General features: G+C 58.2%; 25 protein-coding genes. 14 read left to right on the top strand and 11 right to left on the bottom strand.

Annotated elements, in window-relative coordinates; genetic code table 11:
- Positions 1-19: 19 nt before the first annotated feature.
- From N2K86_RS20695 to nirB, 4 genes are all read right to left on the bottom strand, one after another.
- Positions 20-190: a YhfL family protein gene (locus N2K86_RS20695; protein ID WP_008503029.1), complete on the bottom strand. Its 171-nt coding sequence runs from the start codon at positions 188-190 to the stop codon at positions 20-22.
- Between the two features lie 143 nt (positions 191-333).
- Positions 334-1,707: a siroheme synthase CysG gene (gene cysG / locus N2K86_RS20690; RefSeq protein WP_260659797.1), complete on the bottom strand. Its 1,374-nt coding sequence runs from the start codon at positions 1,705-1,707 to the stop codon at positions 334-336.
- A gap of 135 nt (positions 1,708-1,842) precedes the next feature.
- On the bottom strand, positions 1,843-2,169 hold the full coding sequence (nirD, locus tag N2K86_RS20685) for a nitrite reductase small subunit NirD (protein WP_260659796.1): 327 nt from the start codon (positions 2,167-2,169) through the stop codon (positions 1,843-1,845).
- The gene (gene nirB, locus N2K86_RS20680) at positions 2,166-4,709 is read right to left on the bottom strand and encodes a nitrite reductase large subunit NirB (RefSeq protein ID WP_260659795.1); all 2,544 of its coding nucleotides are present in this window, start codon (positions 4,707-4,709) and stop codon (positions 2,166-2,168) included. Before nirB ends, nirD begins: the two co-directional genes overlap by 4 nt.
- Before the next feature lie 239 nt (positions 4,710-4,948).
- Between nirB and N2K86_RS20675 the strand changes: the two genes are divergently transcribed.
- Positions 4,949-6,265, top strand: a complete 1,317-nt coding sequence (locus tag N2K86_RS20675; protein WP_260659794.1) for a cytosine deaminase — start codon at positions 4,949-4,951, stop codon at positions 6,263-6,265.
- 3 nt (positions 6,266-6,268) lie between these two features.
- On the opposite strand, the gene tsgA is transcribed toward N2K86_RS20675, so the two are convergent.
- Entirely contained in the window at positions 6,269-7,453 is a 1,185-nt protein-coding gene (gene tsgA / locus N2K86_RS20670) for an MFS transporter TsgA (protein WP_260659793.1), read from the bottom strand.
- A 278-nt stretch (positions 7,454-7,731) separates the two neighbouring features.
- Between tsgA and ppiA the strand changes: the two genes are divergently transcribed.
- The 4 genes from ppiA (at position 7,732) to argD (ending at position 10,897) form a co-directional block, all read left to right on the top strand.
- Entirely contained in the window at positions 7,732-8,304 is a 573-nt protein-coding gene (gene ppiA, locus N2K86_RS20665; RefSeq protein ID WP_023309471.1) for a peptidylprolyl isomerase A, read from the top strand.
- A gap of 106 nt (positions 8,305-8,410) precedes the next feature.
- Positions 8,411-8,995 carry a putative adenosine monophosphate-protein transferase Fic gene (locus N2K86_RS20660; RefSeq protein ID WP_260659792.1) on the top strand — a complete coding sequence of 195 codons (585 nt, stop codon included), beginning with the start codon at positions 8,411-8,413 and terminating at the stop codon, positions 8,993-8,995.
- Between the two features lie 30 nt (positions 8,996-9,025).
- Positions 9,026-9,589 carry an aminodeoxychorismate synthase component 2 gene (pabA, locus tag N2K86_RS20655; protein WP_260659791.1) on the top strand — a complete coding sequence of 188 codons (564 nt, stop codon included), beginning with the start codon at positions 9,026-9,028 and terminating at the stop codon, positions 9,587-9,589.
- An 87-nt stretch (positions 9,590-9,676) separates the two neighbouring features.
- Positions 9,677-10,897, top strand: a complete 1,221-nt coding sequence (gene argD, locus N2K86_RS20650; RefSeq protein WP_260659790.1) for a bifunctional acetylornithine/succinyldiaminopimelate transaminase — start codon at positions 9,677-9,679, stop codon at positions 10,895-10,897.
- 78 nt (positions 10,898-10,975) lie between these two features.
- On the opposite strand, the gene N2K86_RS20645 is transcribed toward argD, so the two are convergent.
- Both N2K86_RS20645 and crp read right to left on the bottom strand, forming a co-directional pair.
- Entirely contained in the window at positions 10,976-13,063 is a 2,088-nt protein-coding gene (locus tag N2K86_RS20645) for a YccS/YhfK family putative transporter (RefSeq protein WP_260661739.1), read from the bottom strand.
- A gap of 57 nt (positions 13,064-13,120) precedes the next feature.
- Positions 13,121-13,753 (bottom strand): cAMP-activated global transcriptional regulator CRP, encoded by a 633-nt coding sequence (gene crp, locus N2K86_RS20640; protein WP_000242758.1) that lies wholly within the window; start codon positions 13,751-13,753, stop codon positions 13,121-13,123.
- 311 nt (positions 13,754-14,064) lie between these two features.
- Between crp and N2K86_RS20635 the strand changes: the two genes are divergently transcribed.
- Positions 14,065-14,469 (top strand): OsmC family protein, encoded by a 405-nt coding sequence (locus tag N2K86_RS20635; RefSeq protein ID WP_010436331.1) that lies wholly within the window; start codon positions 14,065-14,067, stop codon positions 14,467-14,469.
- Between the two features lie 86 nt (positions 14,470-14,555).
- Here N2K86_RS20635 and N2K86_RS20630 read toward each other — a convergent pair whose 3' ends face one another.
- The 3 genes from N2K86_RS20630 to N2K86_RS20620 are packed head-to-tail and all read right to left on the bottom strand — an operon-like array spanning position 14,556 to position 16,693.
- Positions 14,556-15,425 (bottom strand): phosphoribulokinase, encoded by an 870-nt coding sequence (locus N2K86_RS20630; RefSeq protein WP_260659789.1) that lies wholly within the window; start codon positions 15,423-15,425, stop codon positions 14,556-14,558.
- A 30-nt stretch (positions 15,426-15,455) separates the two neighbouring features.
- Complete coding sequence (locus N2K86_RS20625; RefSeq protein ID WP_126545829.1) at positions 15,456-15,674, bottom strand: YheU family protein; 219 nt, start codon at positions 15,672-15,674, stop codon at positions 15,456-15,458.
- Positions 15,671-16,693: a hydrolase gene (locus N2K86_RS20620; protein ID WP_260659788.1), complete on the bottom strand. Its 1,023-nt coding sequence runs from the start codon at positions 16,691-16,693 to the stop codon at positions 15,671-15,673. The genes N2K86_RS20625 and N2K86_RS20620 overlap by 4 nt, the downstream gene beginning before the upstream one ends.
- Before the next feature lie 228 nt (positions 16,694-16,921).
- Between N2K86_RS20620 and mdcA the strand changes: the two genes are divergently transcribed.
- From mdcA to mdcH, 8 genes are all read left to right on the top strand, one after another.
- The gene (mdcA, locus tag N2K86_RS20615) at positions 16,922-18,577 is read left to right on the top strand and encodes a malonate decarboxylase subunit alpha (RefSeq protein WP_260659787.1); all 1,656 of its coding nucleotides are present in this window, start codon (positions 16,922-16,924) and stop codon (positions 18,575-18,577) included.
- The gene (locus N2K86_RS20610; protein ID WP_260659786.1) at positions 18,577-19,434 is read left to right on the top strand and encodes a triphosphoribosyl-dephospho-CoA synthase; all 858 of its coding nucleotides are present in this window, start codon (positions 18,577-18,579) and stop codon (positions 19,432-19,434) included. The genes mdcA and N2K86_RS20610 overlap by 1 nt, the downstream gene beginning before the upstream one ends.
- Positions 19,435-19,443: 9 nt before the next feature.
- Positions 19,444-19,743 carry a malonate decarboxylase acyl carrier protein gene (mdcC, locus tag N2K86_RS20605; RefSeq protein WP_260659785.1) on the top strand — a complete coding sequence of 100 codons (300 nt, stop codon included), beginning with the start codon at positions 19,444-19,446 and terminating at the stop codon, positions 19,741-19,743.
- The gene (locus N2K86_RS20600; RefSeq protein ID WP_260659784.1) at positions 19,736-20,569 is read left to right on the top strand and encodes a biotin-independent malonate decarboxylase subunit beta; all 834 of its coding nucleotides are present in this window, start codon (positions 19,736-19,738) and stop codon (positions 20,567-20,569) included. Before mdcC ends, N2K86_RS20600 begins: the two co-directional genes overlap by 8 nt.
- On the top strand, positions 20,569-21,369 hold the full coding sequence (gene mdcE, locus N2K86_RS20595) for a biotin-independent malonate decarboxylase subunit gamma (protein WP_260661738.1): 801 nt from the start codon (positions 20,569-20,571) through the stop codon (positions 21,367-21,369). Before N2K86_RS20600 ends, mdcE begins: the two co-directional genes overlap by 1 nt.
- Before the next feature lie 127 nt (positions 21,370-21,496).
- Positions 21,497-22,456 carry an AEC family transporter gene (locus N2K86_RS20590; RefSeq protein ID WP_260659783.1) on the top strand — a complete coding sequence of 320 codons (960 nt, stop codon included), beginning with the start codon at positions 21,497-21,499 and terminating at the stop codon, positions 22,454-22,456.
- A gap of 2 nt (positions 22,457-22,458) precedes the next feature.
- Entirely contained in the window at positions 22,459-23,076 is a 618-nt protein-coding gene (locus N2K86_RS20585) for a malonate decarboxylase holo-ACP synthase (protein WP_260659782.1), read from the top strand.
- Positions 23,076-23,972: a malonate decarboxylase subunit epsilon gene (gene mdcH / locus N2K86_RS20580; RefSeq protein ID WP_260659781.1), complete on the top strand. Its 897-nt coding sequence runs from the start codon at positions 23,076-23,078 to the stop codon at positions 23,970-23,972. Before N2K86_RS20585 ends, mdcH begins: the two co-directional genes overlap by 1 nt.
- Before the next feature lie 93 nt (positions 23,973-24,065).
- On the opposite strand, the gene N2K86_RS20575 is transcribed toward mdcH, so the two are convergent.
- On the bottom strand, positions 24,066-24,998 hold the full coding sequence (locus N2K86_RS20575; RefSeq protein WP_260659780.1) for a LysR family transcriptional regulator: 933 nt from the start codon (positions 24,996-24,998) through the stop codon (positions 24,066-24,068).
- Between the last annotated feature and the right edge of the window lie 2 nt (positions 24,999-25,000).

Raw genomic sequence — 25,000 nt, 5'->3', positions numbered from 1 at the left:
TTTTACGCCTGTAAAACGCTTACTGCTGAGCTGCCGGGCCGCAGCCACCGATGATCTTCGAAATGGAGATCGCCGGGTGCAGCAGGTAATCGTAGCTGCAGTTATTTTTGGTGTTTTGAACGTGACCGGTGCAGGCGGTCAGAGTCGATAACAGGCCAACCAGAACGGCGGCTTTTGCCAGTTTGAACATACGCATTCCTTGTCTTAAAAACGAAAATTGGATGTAACACGAGGGAATAAATGGAAAAGTTCCATTTCGGGGCGGTATGTTATCGACAGCCGTAAGAAGGGAGTAGTCCGGTTAAAGACTACTCCTGGAAGAGAGAGTATGCGTTAGTGATTAGAGAACCAGTTCAGCTTTTCGCGTAGCTCAACCACGCGACCGACAATAATCAGCGCCGGGCTTTCAACCTGTTGCGCCAGTTCGCCCAGCTGCGTCAGCACGCCATCGACCACGCGCTGCGTAATAGCGGTACCGTTTTCCACCAGCGCAACCGGCATATCAGCCTCCATGCCATGTTCCAGCAGTTTGGCCTGAATCGTCGCGGCCTGATTGAGCCCCATGTAGAACACCAGCGTCTGCTTTTCGGCGGCCAGATTATGCCAGTCCAGCTCGCTGCCGGTTTTCAGGTGGCCCGTCACCAGACGCACACTCTGGGCGTAATCGCGGTGGGTCAGCGGAATGCCAGAGTAGGCTGAACACCCGGACGCCGCCGTAATACCCGGCACCACGGAGAAGGGAATGCCCGCGTTGCACAAGGTTTCCAGCTCTTCGCCGCCGCGTCCAAAGATAAACGGATCGCCACCCTTAAGGCGCACCACGCGCTTACCTTTTTGCGCTTCACGCAGCAGGATCTGGTTGATCTCCTCCTGGGGCACGCAGTGGTAGCCAGCACGCTTGCCGACGAAAATGCGGTCTGCGTCGCGGCGCACAAGATTCATGATGTCATCGGACACCAGGCGATCGTAAACCACGATATCGGCCTGCTGGATCTGCTGCAGCCCTTTCAGCGTCAGCAGGCCCGCATCGCCGGGTCCGGCGCCCACCAGCACCACTTCACCGCGATGATCCAGCGGTTCGCTCAGCAACTGTTCGGTCGTTTCTTCAACGGCTTTCGCGTCCTGATTTGCCAGCGACTGTGCCAGCCTGTCGTTAACAAAGAATTTCTCCCAGAAGCGGCGACGCTCGCCCACGGTCAAGTAAGTTTGCTTCACGCGGGCGCGAAGCTGCCCGGCGTAATGGGCTATCTGACCAAGGTGCTGGGGCAGCACGGCCTCCAGTTTTTCCCGCAACAGGCGGGCGAGAACCGGCGAGCGTCCACCGGACGACACTGCGATCATCAGCGGTGAACGGTCGATAATTGACGGCATGATGAAGCTGGCCTCTTTCGGCGCATCCACCACGTTACAGAAGATGCGGCGCGCTTCGCAGGCGTCGCTGACGCGCTGGTTCACTTCATCGTTATCCGTTGCGGCAATGGTCAGCCAACAGGTATCCAGCAGGGATTCATTAAACTCACCCTGTTCCAGCGTGAGCATCCCTTCCTGAGCCCAGACCTCAAACTGTGGGGCGAAGTCGAGGGCGTTGACGGTGAGTCGGGCGCCAGCCTCTAACAGCAGGCGCGCTTTGCGTTCAGCCACGTCGCCGCCGCCCACGAGCAGGCAGTCGCGGTTGCGTAATTGACAAAAAATCGGCAGGTGATCCACGACGTTACCTCGCAGCATTCATGGAGGGGGTAATAATTGACGTCAGGATAACAGCAGGAATCGTACAGAACATACGGTTTTTCCTGCCGTTACCCATAAGGGGTCATAAGCTTTTCGTATTGAAAAGGCAGGGGATTAGCCTTTCAATTGTACCTTGCCGTCCTTCACGCGGGCGTCGTAGTGCTTCACGAAGACACGTTCATCCTCCATGCAGCGTCCGTCAGTTAAGCTGAAACGCTGCTTTTTCAACGGGCTGGCGACCCACAGTTCGCCCTGATGTTCCGCGATGATGCCGCGGGACAGGACGCTGGCCTCGAAGAACGGGTCGATATTGCTGATGGCAAAAACCTGTTCATCGTGGCGAGGACGGAAAATGGCGACCTGCTCGTTGCCCAGCAGCGCACATACGCCGGTGGCGGGGATAATGTCGTCAATCTCGCAAATATTTATCCACTGGCTCATGCGTTCTCCTCCACCAGCGTCACTGGGATGCGTTCATACGGCGTTGCCGGGCGATGCTGTTCACGCTCTGGCACTACCTGTACGTTCGGGTCGCGCTGGGTGCTGTTGATAAAGTGTTTGAAGCGCGTCTGCGCCGCAGGCGTGTTCACGGTTTCAGTCCACTCGCAGATCACCGCCTCGCGCAGGCGAGCCATTTCGGCTTCCAGCTGTTCGTTCAGGCCCAGCTTGTCGTCGATGATGACGGACTTCAGGTAGTCGATGCCGCCTTCCAGGTTATCCAGCCAGGAGGCGGTACGGGTCAGCTTATCGGCGGTACGGATGTAGAACATCATGAAGCGGTCGAGATACTGAATCAGCGTGTCGCGATCGAGATCCGCCGCCAGCAGGTCCGCGTGGCGCGGCTTCATCCCGCCGTTGCCGCACACATACAGGTTCCAGCCTTTCTCGGTGGCGATGATGCCCACGTCTTTACCCTGTGCTTCTGCGCATTCGCGGGTACAGCCGGAGACGCCAAACTTCATTTTGTGCGGGGTGCGGATGCCTTTGTAGCGGTTCTCCAGCTCCACGCCGAAGCCTACGCTGTCGCCGACGCCGTAGCGGCACCAGGTGCTGCCCACGCAGGTTTTTGCCATGCGCAGCGCTTTGGCGTACGCGTGGCCGGTTTCAAAGCCCGCTTCAATCAGCTGACGCCAGATTTCCGGCAGGTCGTCTTTCTGTGCGCCAAACAGGCCGATACGCTGGGAGCCGGTGATTTTGGTGTACAGGTTAAATTCGCGCGCAATACGGCCCACGGCCACCAGCCCTTCCGGCGTAATTTCGCCACCGGCGGAACGTGGAATAACGGAGTAGGTGCCGTCTTTCTGGATGTTGGCCAGGAAGTTATCGTTGGTGTCCTGCAGCGGCGTATGCTCGGGCTTGAGCACGTACTCGTTCCAGCAGGAGGCCAGCAGGGAGCCGACGGTCGGTTTACACACTTCACAGCCGTAGCCCTGGCCGTGCTTCGCCAGCAGTTCGTCGAAGGACCTGATGCCCTCCACGCGGATCAGGTGGTACAGCTCCTGGCGAGAGTAGGAGAAGTGCTCGCACAGGTTGTTGTTCACTTCGATGCCCTGTTTCGCCAGCTCGGCGTTCAGCACCTGAGTCACCAGCGGAATACAGCCGCCGCAACCGGTACCGGCTTTGGTTTCCGCTTTCAGCGCCGCAACGGTGTGGCAGCCTTTGTTGATGGCAGAGATCAGCATGCCCTTGGTGACGTCGAAGCAGGAGCAAATCTGCGCGCTGTCCGGGAGTTTATCCACGCCGATAGACGGCTTGCCGCTGGAGGCATGCGCCGGGAGGATCAGCGCGTCCGGGTTTTCCGGCAGCTCAATGGCGTTCAGCACCAGCTGGAGCAGGTTACCAAAGTCGCTGGTGTCGCCCACCAGCACCGCACCGAGCAGGGTTTTATTATCCTGGCTGACGATGAGGCGTTTGTAGACTTCTTTGCTTTCGTCGAGGTAGACGTAGCTGCGGGCGTTCGGGGTACGACCGTGCGCATCGCCAATACCACCCACGTCCACACCCAGCAGCTTCAGCTTGGCGCTCATGTCGGCGCCAGTAAACGCGTTTTCGCTGCCGAGAATGTGGTCAACGGCGACCTGCGCCATTTTGTAACCCGGCGCCACCAGGCCGTACACGCGGTTATTCCAGCTGGCGCACTCGCCGATGGCGTAGATATCCGGATCGGAGGTTTGGCAGGAATCGTTAATCATGATCCCACCGCGCTGCGCAACGGCCAGACCGCACTGGGTCGCCAGCTTGTCGCGCGGACGAATACCGGTGGAGAAGACGATAAAGTCCACTTCCAGCTCGCTGCCGTCGGCGAAGCGCATGGTTTTGCGCGCTTCGGTGCCTTCCTGAACGATCTCTTTGGTATTTTTGCTGGTGTGAACCTTCACGCCCATGCTTTCGATTTTACGACGCAGCTGGTCACCACCCATGTGGTCCAGCTGTTCAGCCATCAGCATCGGGGCAAATTCGATAACGTGGGTTTCAACGCCGAGGTTTTTGAGCGCGCCAGCCGCTTCCAGACCCAGCAGGCCGCCGCCGACCACCGCGCCGCGGCGGCTTCGACGGGCGCAGGATTCAATGGCGTTGAGGTCTTCAATGGTACGATAAACGAAGCAATCTTGCGTTTCCGAGCCTTTGATCGGCGGGATCCACGGATACGAGCCAGTCGCCATGATCAGCTTGTCGTAAAAAACCGTGCGCCCGGCGCTGGAGTGGATCACTTTTTCCTGACGGTTGATGGTGATAGCGCGTTCGCCCACCAGCACTTTCACACCATGCTTCTCGTAGAAGCCTTCACGCACCAGAGAGAGCTCTTCAGCGGTATGATGGGAGAAGTAGGAAGACAGGTGCACGCGGTCGTACGCCTTGCGGGGTTCTTCACAGAACACGGTAATATCGAACTGCTCAGCATCGGCTTTATCGAGAAGATCCTCAATAAAGCGGTGGCCGACCATGCCGTTACCGATGATAGCGAGTCTGACTTTGCTCATTATTGCCTCGATTTCTTTTCTATTACTGCCTACCTTAACGATTCAGCAGGGGCACTTATTGATGCAAATCAAATACGCCTTCACCTACCCATAAGGTGGTATATGACTGATTTGTCAGTATTTTTATAAGTTATGGAATTTGCTGGCTTTTCGTATTCGTTGATTTTGTGTACAAAATAGAGTGCGTATTTTGAAAATGCGTACTCCTAAATATCAGCCGTGTTTTTCGGGAGAAAGGTATGTCTACAACACCGCTTTGGCTTGTCCAGAATGTTCGCTTACCGGGTCGGGAAGGGCTGTGGCAAATCGCCATCGAGAACGGTCGTTTTGGTGATATCACGCCAATGGATGATACCCATGCCGAAAGTTATGAAATCCTGAATGCGCGCGGCGGGCTGGCGATCCCGCCGTTTATTGAGCCGCATATCCACCTCGATACCACCCAGACCGCAGGTGAACCAAACTGGAACCAGTCCGGCACCCTCTTTGAAGGTATTGAACGTTGGGCCGAGCGTAAGGCGCTGCTTAGCCATGAGGATGTGAAAGCGCGCGCCTGGAAAACGCTGAAGTGGCAAATTGCCAACGGCATTCAGTTCGTCCGCACCCATGTAGATGTCTCTGACCCGACGCTCACTGCCCTGAAGGCGATGCTGGAGGTGAAGCAGGAGGTGGCTCCGTGGGTGACGCTGCAGATCGTCGCGTTCCCGCAGGAAGGTATTCTCTCTTACCCGAACGGCGCGGCGCTGCTGGAAGAGGCGTTAAAACTGGGGGCCGACGTAGTGGGGGCGATCCCGCACTTCGAGTTCACCCGCGAGTATGGTGTACAGTCGCTGCACATCGCTTTTGAGCTGGCGAAGAAGTATGACCGACCGCTGGATATCCACTGCGATGAAATCGACGACGAACAGTCGCGGTTTGTCGAGACGGTGGCAACGCTTGCGTATGAAGCAGGTATCGGCCCGCGCGTGACGGCCAGCCACACCACCGCCATGCACTCCTACAACGGCGCTTACACCTCGCGGCTCTTCCGCCTGCTGAAAATGTCGGAGATTAACTTCGTTGCTAACCCGCTGGTCAACATCCACCTGCAGGGGCGCTTTGATGACTATCCGAAGCGCCGCGGCATCACCCGGGTGAAAGAGCTGCAGGAAGCGGGCATTAACGTCTGCTTCGGTCATGACGACGTCTTCGACCCGTGGTACCCGCTCGGGACCGGCAACATGCTGCAGGTGCTGCATATGGGGCTGCACGTCTGTCAGATGATGGGCTATCCGCAAATCGACAGCGGCCTGAATCTGATCACCCACAACAGCGCCCGTACCTTTGGCCTGAGCGATTACGGTATTGCGACGGGGAACCCGGCAAACCTGATTATCCTGCCTGCGGAGAGCGGGTTTGAAGCGGTGCGCTGCCAGGTGCCGGTGCGCTGGTCGATTCGTCAGGGACGCGTGATTGCCACGACGCAGCTGGCGCAGACCTGGATCCAGATGGATATCGGGGGAGAAGAGGTGAGCTTTGCCAGAAACAGCCCCTCTGCCGAGCGCAAAGGGGCGTAGAAATTAGTGAGACGCCGCTGCGACGTTGTGCTGGCGGTGGCGGGTCACGAAGCCCAGAACGAAGCACATGATGAACACCACGGCATACAGGCCGTTCGCGGTGTGCAGCGCCGCCAGCGGGCCGCTGTGGGCCACAATCGGGCCAGTGACCACGAAGGTCAGCATGGTGCCGATGGTGCCGCAGGTCAGCACGAAGTTAACCAGCTTCGGCGAAGCCACTTTGGTCTGCAGGGAGCCCAGGGTGATGATAGAGGTATAAATCGCGCTGGAGAAGAAGCCCAGGGTCATAATGAACCACGGCATATTGTCCGGGGAGCCGTTGATGAACAGATACATCAGCACGGTTGCCAGGCCCGCCAGCACCGTCAGGATGCGCTGCAGGTCGAAGAAGCGAAGGATGAAGCTAAAGGCCCACATGCCGAACATGTAAGACATCCAGAAATCGCTCACCAGTTTACCCGCATCGTTCAGGCTCATGCCCAGACCTTTGGCGTATTCCGGTACCCAGGAGATAAAGCCCAACTGGCCCAGGATGTAGCACAGGGCGGCGATGGAGAGGAACAGTACGCCGATGCCCCACTTTTCTTTCGCAACGGGCTCTGCGTTGGTTTGCGCTTTCTTGCCCAGCACCGGGAATTCACAGCCGAAGGTCAGAATAAAGATCGCCACGTAGACCAGGCCGATGCAGGCATACACCCAGTACCACTCGATGCTGCGTGCCAGCAGAACGGCCGCGACCATCGGGAAAATCATTCCGGCCATGCTGAAGAAGGAGTCGGTAAACAGCAGGCGCGCGCCGCGCTGGCGGCCTTCATACATATGGGTAATCAGGAACGTACCGATCGACATGGTGATCCCGCTGACCAGACCGAGCACAAACATCGCGGCGGAGAAGAGGGCGATGCTGTGGCTCAGCATCAGGCCCGCCACGGCGGCGACCATCAGCACAAAGCCAAAGCGCAGCTGGGTTTTTAGCGGTACGATTTCCATCAGCCAGGCATTCAGGAAGATAGAGATCAGGATCCCCGCGTTGAGGAAGGTAAAGGTGTTACTCATGCTGGAAACGGGCAGCTGGAAGTAGTCTGCGATATTTCCCATCACCATCCCGGTGACGATCACCAACGCGCCGGTCAGGGCGTAGGAGAAGAAGCTGATCCATGTGAGCTTGATGCGATTGCTGTTAGTCATGTCTGGCCTGTTCAGAAAAAGAAAAGCGCCCGGGAGGCGCTGAGAGCGGGCAGATTTTAGACATTAAAGTGATCCATTCATATCTTTTAAGAGAAATTAGAAGTTCATTACATGTTTTTGTGTGATCTCGATCACACAAAGTGGCGCTGAAGCCAACCGTTTGCGTGGTTACAACTGTTTCAATTTCGTAAAATTAGGTAAAAGGCTGGTCTCCGTTCATACTGCTCTTTAGAATCAAGCCATTCGCTTTTTATACTGCGCTTTGTTAAGGAATTCTCATGCTCAAATCAACACTGGCGGCTGTTGCAGCTGTGTTTGCTCTTTCTGCCGTTTCCCCTGCTGCGCTGGCAGCCAAGGGGGACCCTCACGTCCTGCTGACCACCTCTGCCGGGAATATTGAGCTGGAACTGAACAGCCAGAAAGCCCCTGTTTCGGTGAAAAACTTCCTCGACTACGTGAACAGTGGGTTTTACAACAACACCACTTTCCACCGCGTGATCCCGGGCTTTATGGTGCAGGGCGGCGGCTTCAACGAGCAGATGCAGCAGAAGCAGCCAAACCCGCCGATTAAAAACGAAGCGGACAACGGCCTGCTGAACAAGCGCGGCACTATCTCAATGGCGCGTACCGCAGACAAAGATAGCGCGACCAGCCAGTTCTTCCTTAACGTGGCGGATAACGCCTTCCTCGACCACGGCCAGCGTGACTTCGGCTATGCGGTCTTCGGTAAAATCGTGAAAGGGATGGACGTGGCCGACAAGATTTCTCAGGTGCCGACTCACGACGTCGGCCCGTATCAGAATGTCCCGTCAAAACCGGTCGTTATCCTCTCCGCGAAAGTTCTGCCGTAATTCTTCTGAACGCGGGTTTCTTCTGCCCGCGTTATGTCGCCCTCCCTGCGAAAGCGCGTTTTGCTGCTTATACTTGTGGCAAACGGACTATTCAGGGAGGCGTTAAGTGAAAAAACTCACCGACAAGCAAAAATCCCGTCTCTGGGAACAGCAGCGTAGCGTCAATTTGCAGGCCAGTTGTCTCCTTGAAAAAGGTCATGGTCCTTCCGCGCCCCACATCGAGATGCTGGAGCTTGGGCCATCCGCGCCCGGGTTGCCCCATCTGTGCCTGATTCACCGCCATCTGTATCACAGCGAGATGAAGCGGGCAGGCGAATTCCGTACCGACGATATTTTTAAGGGTGACATTCCCTTCTGCCATTTCGAGTACATCGAGAAGATGGGCAACGAACTGATGGCGGCGCTTGAAAGCGAAAAGTATCTTGTGGGTCTTGAGAAGGCGGCTTTTGTTGACCGGGTTAGCCACTACTACTGTGAAATCAATATGCTGCATCCCTTTATGCGCGGCAACGGTATTGCCCAACGCGTTTTCTTCGAGCAGCTGGCACTCCACGCGGGTTACGCGCTGGACTGGCGGGATATCGATCCCGAGCAGTGGGTGGCGGCTAACCGAAGCGGCGCGATGGGCGATTTGACCGCGCTGAACGCTATCTTTGCCAAAGTAGTGAGCGAAGCGTGGGAATCTGAGTAGAATAGGGCGGCATTTTTTTCGGGAGCCGCCATGATTCTGCTGATTGATAACTACGATTCCTTCACCTGGAACCTTTACCAGTATTTTTGTGAACTGGGTGCAGTGGTGGTTGTCCGCCGTAATGATGACCTCACTCTGGCCGATATCGACACGCTGGCCCCGCAGAAAATCGTGATTTCGCCGGGGCCGTGTACGCCCTCGGAATCGGGCATTTCTCTGGATGTTATCCGCCACTATGCAGGCAAACTGCCGATTCTGGGCGTCTGCCTGGGCCATCAGGCCATTGCCCAGGCGTTTGGTGCCGCCATCGTGCGCGCCGCCAAAGTGATGCACGGTAAAACCTCTCCAGTCACCCACACGGGCACTGGGGTATTCACGGGGCTCAATAATCCGTTAACCGTGACACGCTACCATTCCCTGGTCATTGACCCGCCGACGCTGCCCGACTGCTTTGAGGTGACCGCCTGGAGCGATACTCAGGAGATCATGGGGATCCGTCACCGCGAGTGGGATCTCGAAGGCGTGCAATTCCACCCGGAAAGCATCCTCAGCGAGCAGGGGCACGCGCTGCTGGCAAATTTCCTCCATCGCTGAATATCTGTTGCCTTGTTGTGATTTTTTATGCATATTTTGTGATTATATTTTCACAATCACTGTGACATAAAAATGGATGGTCATGACATGGCAACTGAACAACCCGCAATTACCCGTGCAACATTTGATGAAGTGATCCTGCCGATTTATGCACCGGCTGAATTTATCCCGGTGAAGGGGAAAGGCAGCCGCGTCTGGGATCAGCAGGGTAAAGAGTATGTTGATTTCGCGGGCGGGATTGCGGTGACGGCGCTGGGCCATTGCCATCCTGCACTGGTGGAGGCGCTGAAAACCCAGGGCGAAACCCTGTGGCACACCAGCAACGTGTTCACCAACGAACCGGCGCTGCGTCTGGGGCGTAAGATCATCGATGCCACCTTCGCGGAACGCGTGCTGTTTATGAACTCCGGCACCGAGGCCAACGAAACCGCCTTTAAGCTGGCGCGCTACTACGCCACTACGCGCCACAGCCCGTACAAAACCAAAATCATTGCCTTCCATAACGCCTTCCACGGACGCTCCTTCTTTACCGTCTCCGTTGGCGGCCAGCCGAAGTATTCCGACGGCTTCGGCCCGAAACCGGCAGACATCGTCCACGTGCCGTTTAACGATCTGCACGCCGTGAAAGCGGTAATGGACGACCACACCTGCGCGGTGGTGGTCGAGCCTATTCAGGGCGAAGGCGGCGTGACGGCAGCGACGCCGGAATTCATGAAAGGGCTTCGCGCGCTGTGCGACGAACATCAGGCGCTGCTGGTCTTTGATGAAGTGCAGTGCGGAATGGGGCGTACCGGGGATCTGTTTGCCTACATGCACTACGGCGTGACGCCGGACATCCTGACCAGCGCCAAAGCGCTTGGCGGCGGTTTCCCGGTGAGTGCGGTGCTGACGACGCAGGAGATTGCCTCAGCGTTCCACGTCGGCTCTCACGGCTCTACCTACGGTGGCAACCCGCTGGCGAGCGCCGTGGCGGGTGCCGCGTTTGATATTATCAATACGCCTGAGGTGCTGAACGGCGTTAGCGCGAAGCGTGAGCTGTTCGTGGAGCATCTCCAGCGGATTAACGATGAATATGATGTTTTCAGCGAGATCCGCGGCATGGGGCTGCTGATTGGCGCCGAGCTGAAGCCGCAGTTCAAAGGCCGCGCGCGTGATTTTCTGCACGCCGCCGCCCACGAAGGTGTGATGGTGCTCAATGCCGGACCGGACGTGATGCGCTTTGCGCCGTCGCTGGTGGTGGAAGAAAAAGATATTGAAGACGGGTTAACCCGCTTTGCCTCGGCGGTCGGGAAGATCGTTCGGGGATAACCTCATTGCCCGGCGGCGCTGCGCTTGCACGGGCCTACAAAACCGTAGGCCGGATAAGCGAAGCGTCATCCGGCAAAATTAGTACGGCGTTCGTTTCAACACGCGCGTTAACCAAATCCCGTGATGCGGGCGCTGACGCCATGCCACCGACGAAATGGTGTGCATGGTGTTCAAATGCCCCAGAACGCGCTGCAAATGCTGCTCCAGGGTGCTCATCGGCCCATGGGTCAGCGTTTCAGGCGCCTCCAGAATATTCGAATCCCCCGCCTCGCCCGGCGAGTCATACTCCAGACGCTGCTGGCATCTCTGCAACGCAATTTCACACGACTGCAAATAGCGCTGGGCCAGATCCGGCGTCAGCATCGTGTGCTCGCGCGCCAGCGTGGTCATGGCGTTAATGTGCTCGACGATAAACTGGCTGTGCGTCACCCAGAGCTTCATGTCTGCAAGATAGTGCGAGTTAAACCCCGGCTCCTGCATGGCCTGGTTGAGCGAGTTAAACAGGGCGTTGTGCGCCTGGTTGACCTTCATCCGCTGATACGCCAGCGGGGAGGGCTGCGGGTCGTCGCTGAGGATCAGGCGAATGGCCTGCTGGTCGGCTTCCAGCGCGTCATGGGCGTTCTGCCTGAGCAACCCGCTCTGCCACTGCGGCCACAGCCAGACCATGCCGCCGAAGGCAATCAGGCAGCCAATCAGCGTATCGACCAGACGAGCCACGATAAATTGTTCGCCGTTGAGCGTGAGCAGCTGCAGTGTGTACACCGCCGTGACCGTAAAGCCCACCATCGCCCAGCCGTAATTTTTACGGATGATCAGATAGCTCACCATGGTGATCGCCAGCATCCCGACCAGCGTATAGCCTTCCGGCACGTGGAAGTGAAGCGTCACGCCCGCAATAATCAGCCCGGCTAGCGTTCCGCCAGCCCGGTGGAAGATACGTACTCGCGTGGCCCCGTAGCCGTTCTGTGTGACAAACAGCACGGTCATTAAAATCCAGTAGGGTTTCGGCAGGTGCAGCGCCATGCCCATCAGGCTGGCAATGCTCAGCATCACGCTTATCCGCGCCGCGTTGCGCAGGGCGGAGGATTTCAGTGACAGATAGCTTTTGAGCGCGGGCAGCAGCGGCAGACGTTTCTGCTTATCCGCCATAAGGTCACGCGGATAAAGCGGACGCTGAGTACGCAACACGCGGGCGATGCGGCTGAAGTGCCAGGCGGCAAACTGGCCGACCGGGTTATCCGCGTGCTGACGGGCAATTTTCTCCAGCGCGCCGAGTTGTTTGTCCATGTTAAATCGCGTGGGGTAGCGGTGATAGAGAATATCGTCAGCCAGTACCCTCAGCCGCGCTGCGACGGTCTGGGCGTTCCAGCGGATCACCGCTTCGGCATGGCTACGCTCCACCAGCTTTTGCACCTCCTGCGGGTGGTGAAGGCTGACGGAGATATGCTCCTGCAGGTCCAGCCCTACCTGGAAGGTGCGCAGCAGCCGTTTGTATTCGTGGTTCTTGTTGGCGGCAAGCATGTGCAGCTGCTGGTAGCACTGGCTTATCAGGTCGACAACCTTTTGCTGGCGCGTCAGCAGCGGCGGCAGAGATTTCTCCGGGTCGGTATGCTGGGTGAGCAGGGTGTATTTGGCTTCGCAGTAATCCGCAAGCTGCACATAGAGCAGGCTCAGGGATTCACGCAGCGGCTGTTCCCGCCACAGCCAAAACCAGAACCAGTTAAACACCCCGTACCAGAGCGTGCCAAGGGCGTAGATCAGCAGCGGCTCCCACACCGGCATATTCCCGGCGAGGCTCAGGGTGAAGATAGCCGCAATCAGCGAGGCGGGCAGCAGGCGCGCATGCAGCGAACTGATTTCCGCCGTCACGCCAAGCGTCATCGCCAGCACGGTCAGGATCAGCGGCAGCGGGATATCACGGGCAAGCAGGAGCTGTACGGCGAGACTACAGCCAGCAAACAGGCAGCCACCGATGATCAAACGTTTGAAAAAGCGCTTATGCGGCGTGTCCAGACCGGCAATGTTGCAGCAGGCGGGAACGAGGGAAAACAGCAGACCTTGCTGGAGGTGTCCGAGGATCAGCCCTATGGCCACAGGAAGGCACAACACCAGCGTTTGTCGCAGTGCGTAGTTAACTTCCGGGTGATAGATCAGCCTGCGCCACATGGGGAGTAGAGACAAAAACGGCGTGACACCTTGCGATGGCACGCCGTTTAAGCGGAATTAACGCGTTCCGTAAACCACGATGGTTTTACCGTGGGCGGAGATCAGGTTTTGATCTTCCAGCATTTTCAGGATACGGCCCACTGTTTCACGGGAGCAACCGACGATTTGACCAATTTCCTGGCGGGTAATTTTAATTTGCATGCCGTCAGGGTGGGTCATGGCGTCTGGCTGTTTCGCCAGGTTCAGCAGTGTCTGCGCGATACGACCGGTCACGTCCAGGAAGGCGAGGTTACCCACTTTCTCAGACGTCACCTGCAGACGGCGCGCCATCTGTGAAGAAAGACGCATCAGGATGTCAGGGTTAACCTGAATCAACTGACGGAATTTCTTGTAAGAAATTTCAGCCACTTCACATGCTGTCTTTGCACGAACCCAGGCGCTACGTTCCTGGCCCTCTTCAAACAGGCCCAGTTCACCGATGAAATCGCCCTGGTTCAGATAAGAAAGGATCATCTCTTTCCCTTCTTCATCTTTGATCAGCACTGCCACCGAGCCTTTAACGATGTAATACAACGTTTCCGCTTTTTCACCCTGGTGAATCAGCGTGCTCTTTGATGGGTACTTATGAATGTGGCAATGAGACAAGAACCATTCGAGAGTCGGGTCTGTTTGCGGTTTGCCAAGCACCATGCGCTGTTATCCTCTGTTATAAGCTGTCACCAGAGTCATAAGATGCATCCGGACTCTGGGGTTGCAATCGAATTCTTACCCATACCCTGGGAAGTCGGCTACCGTAACGTTTCGCAGCCAGTAAAGTTTGATGTCCTCTGCATACATGTGTAACGTCAATGTATTACTGTAGCATCCAGAGTGTTTTAGCATAGCTTTCGCCGCGTGTCTCCTGGTGTCTCGCTTCAGCATGATGCAGGTCGCCTTCCATTGCGAGAAATGTAACGCACGCGTAATCTGTCACCAAAAATGCAACGTTGGAGTTTAAGAATATGCAAGCGCGCGTGAAGTGGGTTGAAGGTTTAACGTTCCTGGGCGAGTCCGCGTCAGGACACCAGATTTTGATGGACGGTAACTCCGGCGATAAAGCCCCAAGCCCAATGGAAATGGTGCTGATGGCAGCGGGTGGATGCAGCGCAATTGACGTGGTGTCGATTCTGCAAAAAGGTCGTCATGATGTGACCGATTGCGAAGTGAAGCTTACTTCCGAACGTCGCGAAGAGGCGCCACGCCTGTTCACCCACATTAATCTGCACTTTATCGTGACCGGGAAAGAACTGAAAGATGCCGCAGTATCACGCGCCGTAGACCTTTCTGCGGAGAAGTACTGCTCAGTGGCGTTAATGCTGGAAAAAGCGGTAAAAATCACCCATTCGTATGAAGTGATCGAGGCATAATCTTTTGGCGGGTGGCGCTTCGCTGACCCGCCCTACAAAAGCACGAACGTAGGCCCGGTAAGCGCAGCGCCACCGGGCAAAACAACTCACGCAATCTGCTTCCCTTCCATCAGTCGCTGGACCAGCGGCGTCATAATTAACTCCATCGCCAGCCCCATTTTTCCGCCCGGCACCACCAACGTATTCATGTGCGAAATAAACGAGCCCTGCAGCATCGCCAGCAGCCAGGGGTAATCAATGCCTTCGAGATTGCGGAAATGGATGACGACGAAGCTCTCATCCAGCGACGGGATTGTTTTGGCCGCAAACGGGTTGGAGGTATCCACCGTCGGCACGCGCTGGAAGTTGATGTGGGTGCGGGAGAACTGCGGCGTCAGGAAGTTGATGTAGTCCTCCATGGAACGCACGACGGAATCCATCACCGCTTCGCGAGAATGCCCGCGCTCGCTCATGTCACGCGTCAGCTTCTGGATCCACTCAAGGTTAACAATCGGCACCACGCCGACCAGCAGATCCACGTGACGCGCGACGTCGTGTTGAGGTGTGACCACGCCGCCGTGTAGCCCTTCGTAAAACAGCACGTCCGTCGGCTCCGGCAGGGGTTGCCACGGGGTGAATGTCCCCGGCACCTGGTTCCAGGGAACGGCTTCGTCGTAGGTGTGCAGATACTTGCGGGACTGCCCGGTACCGCTTTGCCCGTATTCGCGAAAGGTTTGCTCCAGCAGGCCGAAATCGTTGGCTTCCGGGCCGAAATAGCTGATGTGTTTGCCCAGATCGCGCGCCTTGCGGATGGCCATGTCCATTTCCGGGCGCGTATAGCGGTGAAAGCTGTCGCCCTCCACTTCTGCCGCCTGGAGATTCAGCTGTGCGAAAATCTTGCGAAATGCGAGGCTGGTGGTGGTGGTTCCCGCACCACTCGAGCCCGTAACGGCAATAACCGGATGTCTGGCAGACATAGCAACTCCCTGACTGGAAAGGTTTACAGATCAGCCGTGAAACGCGTTGCGGGGCATGATATTGACCGTCTCATGCAGTTCGGACCACACCAGCACCACGTCGCCGCTTTTCAGCTGGCGCTTAACATCGCTGACCTTTTGTTCGAGCGAACGTTCTTGTTCACCATAATCGGTGCCTTCACGTAATACAAAGCTTTCAATCAGATTATCGAGCGTTTCGGGAGCGAGATCCTGCCAGGGGATAATCATTTTTTACCGTCCAGAAAAGAGGTGAGCCAGTCAGGGATGCGGGTTTCCAGCCACATTTTCGGCCTGCGCAGCGTGCCGCCAACAAAGCCGACGTGCCCGCCGTACTCGGTGAGCTGATACTGCACGTTGGCCGGTAAATGCTCCGGTGCCGGAATGGAGTGATGATCCATAAACGGATCGTCTTTGGCGTGGATGATTAGCGTCGGCGTGGTGATTTGATTCAACAGCGGCATGGCGCTGCACTGACGGTAATAGTCAATCGCATCGGCAAAACCGTGGATCTTCGAGGTGATCAGATCGTCAAACTCGCGCAGACGCTTCACGCGCTTGAGCTGCTGCAGGCTAACCGGCAGCGTGTCCGGGTAGGCCTTCAGCTTGCGCGCGGCGTTGGCCTTCAGCAGGTTGAGCAGGTAGCGCTGATAGACGCGGGAAAACCCTTTTTCCATATGGTAGCTGCACTGCTCGAGCATAAAGGGAGCGGAGACAATAACAGCGGCATCCAGCGGCACCGCATTACCTTCTTTCGCCAGCAGGCAGGCCAGCATATTGCCGCCCAGCGAATAGCCCACCGCCGCCGTTGGCACCGTGCCAAAGTTCTCTCTTAGCCAGTGCAAAAACCAGGTGCCGTCTTCGGTTTCCCCGGAGTGATAAATACGCTTCTGGCGATTCGGCTCGCCGCTGCAGCCGCGAAAATGCATCACCACCGCCAGCCAGCCGCGGGCTTTCGCCGCCTCGATTAAACCGTGGGCGTAGGGGCTGTGCAGGCTGCCTTCCAGACCATGAAACACCACCAGGCGAGGTTTGTGTCGGGCCTGCTCCGGCGCTTCGCTCCAGGCGAGATCTAAAAAGTCGCCGTCCGGCAAATCCAGGCGCTGCCAGTGCGGGGTGAACTGCACCTTGCGGCGGATCAGGCGCGGCAGCATGGTTTGCAGGTGGGGGTTAGCCACGCCGCGCATGGGCACGAACTCTGCGCTCTCTTCGGCTGCAATGTCGAAGTCTGATGGAATGATTTGGGTCATAAGGGCGATGCTGATTCTTGTCAGAAATTTACTATACCTTCCGAATTGTACCCCGTTTAGCCTGGATTTCCGAACCATGAACTGATCCCGATCACAAATCTTTACCTTGATTATTACTCTCAGGCTAATGATTCCGCTCTACGCTTAATTGATGCCTTTCTCGCCAGAGCGCAGACTTTACTCAACGTTAAGCAAATCAGAATGATGTGCTGAATCAGGAGGTTAATAATGTTATCTGGGCAAACACCCACCCGGCAATGGAACACACGACGCAGCGAGAAAGCGCGCCGTCTGGCGTCCGTACCGGTGCAGGGCAAAGTACTGCCAACCGGCGATCTTGTCGCCATGCTGGAAAAACTGATCGCCCCGGGCGACAAAGTCGTGCTGGAAGGCAACAACCAGAAGCAGGCGGATTTCCTTTCCCGCTCACTCGCTGAAGTGAACCCGCAAATCGTTCACGACCTGCATATGATCATGCCGAGCGTTGGCCGCAGTGAGCATCTTGATATCTTTGAAAAAGGCATCGCCCGCAAGCTGGACTTCTCCTTCTCCGGGACGCAAAGCCTGCGTATCTCGCAGCTGCTGGAAGACGGTCAGCTCGAAATCGGTGCGATCCATACCTACATCGAACTGTATTCACGTCTCTACGTCGACCTGTCGCCCAACGTGGCGCTGATTGCCGGTTTTAAAGCGGACCGTAAAGGCAACCTCTACACCGGGGCGAGTACCGAAGATACCCCGGCGCTGGTGGAAGCCGCCGCGTTCCACGACGGTATCGTCATCGCACAGGTAAACGAGCTGGTGGAAGACGAGTGCGATCTGCCGCGCGTGGATATTCCAGGCTCCTGGATTGACTACGTGGTGGTTGCCGACAAGCCGTTCTTCATCGAACCGCTGTTCACCCGCGACCCGCGCCTCATCAAACAGGAACATATCCTGATGGCGATGATGGCGATTAAAGGCATCTACGCGGAACACCAGGTGCAGTCCCTGAACCACGGGATCGGCTTTAACACCGCGGCGATTGAGCTGCTGTTGCCCACCTACGGCGAACAGCTCGGACTCAAAGGCAAAATCTGTAAACACTGGACCTTGAACCCGCATCCAACCCTGATACCCGCCATTGAAAGCGGCTGGGTGGAAAGCGTGCACTGCTTCGGCGGCGAGCTGGGGATGGAAGAGTACATCCGCGCCCGTCCGGACGTGTTCTTTACCGGTGCCGACGGCTCTATGCGTTCCAACCGCGCCTTCTGCCAGCTGGCAGGCCAGTACGCGGTGGATATGTTCATCGGCTCCACGCTGCAGGTTGACGGCTACGCCAACTCCTCCACCGTGACCCGCGGTCGTCTTTCTGGCTTTGGCGGTGCGCCAAACATGGGCCATGACCCGCACGGTCGTCGCCACGCCACCCCTGCCTGGCTGAACATGATCACCGAGCCCGACCCGATGCAGCGCGGTAAAAAACTCGTGGTGCAGATGGTGGAAACCTTCCAGGCGGGCGTGAAGCCAACCTTCGTGGAAAAACTCGACGCCGTCGAGGTGGCCAAAGCCTCCGGTATGCCGCTGGCGCCCGTCATGATTTACGGCGATGACGTCACCCACGTGCTGACGGAAGAGGGGATTGCTTACCTCTACCGGGCAAAAGATCTGGAAGAGCGTCGTGCCATGGTTGCCGCCGTCGCGGGGATCACCGATATCGGCCTGGGCGTGGACGCCAAACGCGTGGCGGAACTGCGCCAGAGCGGCAAGGTTGTGTATCCGGAAGATATGGGGATTCGCCGCACCGACGCTACGCGCTCTCTGCTGGCAGCGGGCAGCGTGTCTGACCTCGTGGAATGGTCCGGCGGTTTGTATAACCCACCTGCGAAATTCCGGAGCTGGTAATGAAACTTCTGCCCCAGATTCAGGTTGAAGGCGGTGCCGAATGGCTGGCGCGAACCGCCACGCAGTGTCTGATTGACGAAGCACGGTTAAGCCCGAAGCCCGGTCTGGTGGACAGTCGGGGAAACGGCGCGCACCACGATTTATCGCTTGCGCTGATGGAGCGCTCCGCGCACAGCCTGACCCCCACGTTTCAGGCGCTGGCACAGCAGAGCTGGCAGCGTCCGGCGGACATTGCGCTTCGGCAAACCGTTGGCCGTCTTGGCCGCGAAGGCGAGCAGCAGATGATGGCGGCCACCGACGGGGTTAATACCCATCGTGGCGCGATCTGGGCGCTGGGGTTGCTGGTGAGCGCGGTGGCGATGCTGGGCGGGGAGGCGACTGCGCAAGCCGTCGCGAATACCGCCGCTCAGCTGGCGAAACTCCCGGACGATGCGGCGCCGAAAGTGTTCAGCAAAGGGCTGCGCGCCACGCACCGCTACCGCGTGCCGGGCGCGCGTGAAGAGGCGCAGCAGGCGTTCCCGCACATTATGCAGCGCGCGCTGCCGCAGCTTCGCCTCAGCCGTCTCAACGGCAGCAGCGAAACGCATGCGAGGCTCGACGCGCTGATGGCGATCATGACGTCACTCACCGACACCTGCGTGCTGTCGCGCGCCGGAATGGAGGGGCTGGAGGCCATGCAGAACGGTGCTCGTGCTGTACTGAACGCAGGAGGATGCGCAACGCCTGAAGGCCAGCAGACGCTGGCGAGCTTAGACCGTCAGATGCTCTCGTTCAACGCCTCGCCGGGCGGTGCTGCCGACCTGCTTGCCGCCACGCTGTTTCTCGACCACGTCGAAACGCCTTATTCAAAGCATTAAGAGGATGTTATGGAAAAAATTACATTGACCGTGCCCGCCAGCCGCGAAGTAAGCGGCAGAGCGCTGGCAGGCGTCGTCGGCTCCGGGGATATGGAGGTGCTGTTCGCCGCCGAACCGGGCCAGACCTTAACCATTGAAATCACCACTTCAGTAGACAACAGCCGTGGTCGCTGGGAGGCGCTGTTTAACCGTCTGCAAACGGTCAGCAGCCTGCCCGCAGGCAAACTGACCATCCACGACTTCGGCGCGACGCCGGGCGTGGCGCGCATTCGTATCGAACAGGTCTTTGAGGGGGTGAGCCATGCGTAATGACAGCAGCTTTATCGAACTAAAAGCGCGCCAGCGCGCGCAGGCTCTGCTGGATGACGGCAGCTACCGCGAACTGCTGGATCCGTTTGCAGGCATTATCTCTCCGTGGCTTGGGCCGCAGGGGATTGTTCCGCAGGCCGACGACGGCATGGTCGTTGCAAAAGGCACCATCAACGGTCAGCCTGCGGTCGTCGTCGCGATTGAAGGCGCGTTCCAGGGCGGCAGCATGGGCGAAGTGTCCGGCGCCAAAATGGCGGCGGCGCTGGAGCTGGCGGCGGAAGATAACCGCAACGGCATCCCGACTCAGGCGGTGCTTTGCCTCGAAACCGGCGGCGTGCGTCTGCAGGAAGCTAACCTCGGCCTGGCGGCGATTGCCGATATCCACGCTGCGATTGTTGACCTGCGCCGCTATACCCCGGTGGTCGGGATTGTTGCCGGGACCGTGGGTTGCTTCGGCGGGATGTCCATCGCCGCGGCGCTGTGCAGCTACCTGATCGTGACCCGCGAAGCGCGTCTCGGCCTCAACGGTCCACAGGTTATCGAGCAGGAGGCGGGCATCGAAGAATACGACTCCCGCGACCGTCCGTTTATCTGGAGCATGACCGGCGGCGAAGTGCGTTATCAAAGCGGTCTGGTGGATGCGCTGGTGGGCGACGGCGTAAACGCGGTGAAAGCAGCCATGAACGACGCGATTGCTAAAGGCGTACCGGCGAAACACCGCACTGATAACTACGACGATTACCTGAACCGTCTGACCCATTTCGACACCCGCAAGCAGGCCGATGCCGAACAGATTAACGCGCTTTTTGCCCGGGAGGTGAAATGATGAGTAATTCAAAAAGCCGTGGCGAGCTCTGGCTGGAAACTCTCGCCCCGAACGCCAAACATATCGAAGGGCTCTGCCCGTCCGTGCAGGCGGCAGACGGTGAGCTGAACGGCGAGGCGGTACGTTTTGTCACCGTAGTGCCGGATGCCCATAACCACTTCCCGCGCGCGGCGCAGGGTGAAGTCGGCCTGCTGGAAGGATGGACGCTGGCGAAAGTGGTCAGCGAAACCGTCGCCGCTGACGCAGACAACGCCGTGAAGCGCCCGATCGTGGCGGTAATCGACGTCCCAAGCCAGGCCTATGGCCGTCGCGAAGAGGCGTTTGGTATTCATCAGGCGCTGGCGGGAGCCGCTGCCGCGTATGCTAACGCGCGTCTGGCCGGTCACCCGGTGATTGGGCTTATCGTCGGCAAGGCGATGTCCGGTGCGTTCCTGGCGCACGGCTATCAGGCCAACCGCCTGATCGCCTTTAACGACAAAGGCGTGCTGATCCACGCGATGGGCAAAGAGTCTGCTGCGCGTATTACCCTGCGTACCGTCGAGGCGCTGGAAAAACTGGCGGCGACCATCCCGCCCATGGCCTACGACATCAGCAACTACGCCACGCTGGGGCTGCTCGCTAACCTGCTGGATATCAGCAACCCGGATGCCCCGTCCGATAACGACCTGGCGCAGGTGAAAGCCACGCTGCAACAGGCCATCAGTGACGCACGTCAGGACACCACCTTGAAAAACCGCCTGGGTGCTGACAACCGCCGCAGCTCGGCTCTCGTACGCGAACGTATGCGAGCAAGCTGGTAAGTAACAAAAGACCTGCCAGAGATGTACCACCCCGTGGGCGCGACCCTTGCGCCCGCGAGGAAGGTTGCATCCTGAAAAATAATAAACATCGCACCAGTGCTAAAACTTTTTTTACTACAGGTGATTTATGACTTACGTAATTGTTCATGCTCTTGCACCGATTTTCGTCATCATGCTGCTGGGATTCTGGGCCGGTAAGGCAAAGATGGTCGATAACAAAAATGTTTCCCTGCTCAATATTTTCGTGATGGATTTTGCACTGCCTGCCGCGCTGTTTAGCGCCACCGTGCAAACGCCGTGGACCGGCATCGTGGCCCAGTCGCCGCTGATCCTGGTGCTCACTCTGGCGATGTGGATCACCTATGCCGCGATCTACTTCCTCGCCACTCAAGTCTTTAAAAAATCCCCACAGGACGCGGCCGTGCTGACGCTGACCGTCGCCCTGCCAAACTATGCGGCGCTTGGCCTGCCGATTCTGGGCAGCGTGCTGGGTGAAGGATCTTCCACGTCACTGTCCGTCGCGGTCTCTATCGCCTGTGGTTCAGTGCTGATGACGCCGTTCTGCCTGCTGATCCTGGAGCGCGAGAAAGCGCGCGCCGAGGGGAATAGCTCCGGTTCAACGCTTTCCATGCTGCCGGTGCTGATGTGGCGCTCCATTAAAAAACCCATCGTGATGGGTCCGCTGCTGGGGGTGATTTTGTCCGCCATCGGCATCAAAATGCCGGAACTGGTGCTTGCCGCGATTAAACCTCTGGGGCTGTCCGCGACCGCTGCCGCGCTGTTCCTGACCGGGGTGATCCTCTCTGCCCGTAAGCTGCAGATCAACACCATGGTGATCACCTCCACCATCGCCAAGCTGCTGATCCAGCCAGCGATTGCCTGGGGTATCGTTTTAATCTTCGGTCTGCACGGTTCCGTGGCGATCACCGCCATCCTGATGATTGCGCTGTCTGCGGGCTTCTTCGGCGTGGTGTTCGGCAACCGTTTTGGCGTGCAGTCGCCGGATGCTGAAGCCGTGCTGCTGTTAAGTTCCGTACTGTGTATCCTGTCGCTGCCGCTGTTTATCTCGCTGACTTCAGGAATGTAATTATGACCACAACATTACGCCCGCACGACCTCATCTGGCTTACCGCGCGCGACGCGCTGGAAGGCATCACCGAATCCTGGGTGGAGGCGGCCTGGCATACCGGCCTGCCGGTCGTGGTGCGGCGTGATGTTGATAATGAAGGCCGTATTCCCGTTGGCGTACGCGGATTGCGTCGCGACCAGCGGGCGGCCGGATGGGTGAAGCCGGAAAACGTGTTGCGCGTGGTTTCGCCCGAGGATCTGAGCGTTGCCGCCGACCTGCTGCGTTCGCCCTTTATAACCCAGCCGCCGGTTCAGGTGGCGCTGCAGCTGGCTCAGCAGGCGTGGCCGTGGACGTGGGGCATTACCGGCAGCACCGGCTACGCGCTGGCAACCGGTATTCCGGTTATTCATGCCGACAGCGATCTTGATCTGCTGATCCGCGCTCCGCAGCCGATTTCCCCCGATGCGTTTATCGCATGGCAGTCGCAGCTGAGCCGCGCGCTGTGTCGGGCGGATACGCAGGTCGATACCTCCGAAGGAGGTTTCGCGCTGGCGGAGTGGCTGCGCGACGGCAAAACGCTGCTGAAAACCCGCCGCGGACCTCGCCTGGTGGCGGACCCGTGGCACAGGGAGGCGTGATGAAAATACTGTTTACTTTTCCGGGGCAGGGCACGCAGCATGAAGGCATGCTGCAAAACCTGCCGGGAGTGGAGCTGGAACAGGCGCGAGAGGTGCTTGGCGCCGTAGTGGATACGCTGGACAGTGCAGACTCGTTAACCCATACCCGTGCGGTTCAGCTTTCGCTGCTGATTGCCGGCGTGGCCTGGGCGCGCGAGCTTGAGCGTCGCGGCGTGTCGCCGGATATCGTCAGCGGGCTGTCCATCGGTGCTTATCCTGCGGCGGTTATTGCGGGTGCGCTGGACTTCGCGGACGCGTTGAGGCTAGTGGCGCTGCGCGGCGACCTGATGGAGCAGGCGTACCCGCACGGCTACGGCCTGACGGCAATCATGGGCTTGACCCTGCCGCAGGTGGAGACGCTGATTGAAGGCACCGGAACCTATATTGCCAACCTGAACGCTGAAACGCAGATCGTGATTGCCGGAACCGATGACGGGATGGCGCAGGTGGCGGCACGCGCGCTGGCGAAAGGGGCGAGCAAGGCCAAACGGCTGTCGGTTAGCGTGCCGTCGCACTGCGCGCTGTTGGCGGAACCGGCGCAAAAGCTGATAGCGGCGTTTGAGTCCGTCACGCTGGCTCGTCCACGCTGCGCCTACCTGAGCGGCAGCACAGGCCGCGTGCTCTGGCAGCCGGAAAAGATAGCCGACGATCTGGCGATGAACATGGCGCGAACGGTGCGCTGGCAGGAGGCGATGATTTCCGCTAACGAACGAGAAGCCCGACTGGCAATTGAGATGCCGCCCGGCGGCGTACTGACCTGCCTGACTCGGCAGGCAGCGTGGGAAGGAGAGACCATTTCGCTGGAGCGCAGCGGGGTGGACGTGGCGGTGCATCTGGCGGGTCGGCTTCTGCGATGAATTTTTTGCCCGGTGGCGGCTGCGCCTTACCGGGCCTACGACTGCACGAACGTAGGCCGGGTAAGACGCAACGCGTCGCCACCCGGCAAAGCATCACGCACTATCCTGCAAGCTGCGCGCATACATCCGCCCTTCGGCGGCTAATGCCCGCAGGCTCGGATCCTGCTCGCGGTTGCGGGCAAAGACAATCGCAATCAACTGCTGCATCTGGTACGGCTCCGCCAGCTTCAGGAGTTGCACCGAATTCTCGTAGACCTTTTTCATCCTGCCCGGCATCAGCGTAAATCCAACCCCCGCCTGCACCAGACTCAGCATCGAGAAGATGTCATTCACGCGGGTGACGATTTCCGGCTCGAACCCGGCGATATGAAACGCTTCCTGAAACCCTGCATACGTGGCGAACCCTTCCGCCAGGGCGACAAATTTCTGGTCTTTGTAATCACGCAAATCCGCGGGCCCGCGTGTATTCAGCGTGGCGGACGCCGGTGCGGCAAGGAAAATATCGTCGTGGAACAGGGGCAGTACTTCGAGGCTGTTACGGTCGATGTCGCTTTCGGAGATGGAGATAAGAATCGCGTCCAGCGAGCCTTCGTCCAGCATGTGCAGCAGGGTGTCGTTGGAGCCCATCGTCAGGTCCATCTCCAGATCCGGACGGCGCAGCTTCATGCCCATGATCAGACGCGGCACGGTTTCCAGGGTGAGCGAGTAGAGCGTCCCGACTCGCAGCCGCCCCTGGCCGATCCCGGCAATTTTGCGCGACTCTTCCAGCCCGCGCTCCATCACCTGCATCACCTCCTGGCAATACTCCAGCAATGTCCACGCGGAGGGGAGGGCAATCAGGTTGCGCCCCTTGTGGGTAAAGAGCGGGCAGCGCACGTTCTCTTCCAGCGTGTGCAGCGCACGGTGCACGCTGACGCCGCTCAGGCCCAGCGTTTCGGCGGTACGCGCGATATTCCCTTTCTCCATAAACGTCATGAAGATGCTGAGCTTGCGGAATGTAATATCGCTCGTGGTATCGAAACGCATAA

It is taken from the genome of Enterobacter mori, assembly GCF_025244905.1.
Lineage (GTDB): Bacteria > Pseudomonadota > Gammaproteobacteria > Enterobacterales > Enterobacteriaceae > Enterobacter > Enterobacter mori_A.
Note: the sequence above shows the minus strand (reverse complement) of the source record. Positions and strands in the feature narration are given on the sequence as shown.